This window comes from Micromonospora sp. M51 (assembly GCF_018070305.1).
GTDB classification, from domain to species: Bacteria; Actinomycetota; Actinomycetes; order Mycobacteriales; family Micromonosporaceae; genus Micromonospora; species Micromonospora parva.
Map to the genome: position 1 here is coordinate 1 of NZ_JAGPXZ010001352.1, position 755 is coordinate 755.

Sequence of the window (755 nt, forward strand, 5' to 3'; positions counted from 1 at the left end):
ACCTTGCGGCGGGCCAGTGCGCCGGGCAGCGGCTGCGTGTCCGCGTCCAGCACCAGCCCGCGTACCGAGGAGGTGCCCAGGTCGAGCGCGAGAATGTTCATCGCCGGTCAAGTTACCCCGTGCCAGCGGGGCGACGGGCGCGTAGGGTGGATCACATGCTCGCGCACCTGACCAGTTGGTGGCCCGCCGACCCGGCGGCCATCCCCCGCGCGTAGCTCCATCCACGCGGCCGCCATCGAGGCGGTCGCCGGATCTCCCGGTTCCAGGGCCGCCCGAGGGCGGCACCCGGCCCGACGGAGATTCCGATGACCCAGCTGACCGACCTGCTCGCCGCCGTCACGCACGGCGTCGACCCCGGCCCCTTCGCGCTGCTGCGCCGCGACGGCGCTGACGAACTGGACCTGTTCACCGGCCCGGTCGACACCGCCGAGGGGCTCACCGACATTCCGCTGCCGCCGGGCCCACCCGGGGCCCGGACGCTGGCCCTCGTGCCGTACCGGCAGATCACCGAACGTGGTTTCGCCTGCGTCGACGACGGTGCCCCGCTGGAGTTCCTCCAGGTCAGCGCCCACCAGCGGATCGCACTGGCCGACGCCCTCGCCGCGCTGCCCGACGAGCCGGTCCACACCACCGACGCCGGCTTCGACGTCAGCGACGAGGAGTACGCGCGGACCGTGCAGCGCGTGCTGTCCGAGGAGATCGGTCGGGGCGAGGGCGCGAACTTCGTGATCCACCGCGCCCTGCACGCCACCGTG

1 pseudogene is annotated in these 755 nt (G+C 73.5%); it reads left to right on the forward strand.

Annotation, left to right across the window (positions count from 1 at the left end):
• Positions 1-305: 305 nt before the first annotated feature.
• A pseudogene (locus tag KBX53_RS34780) lies at positions 306-755 on the forward strand (chorismate-binding protein); the annotation flags it as partial.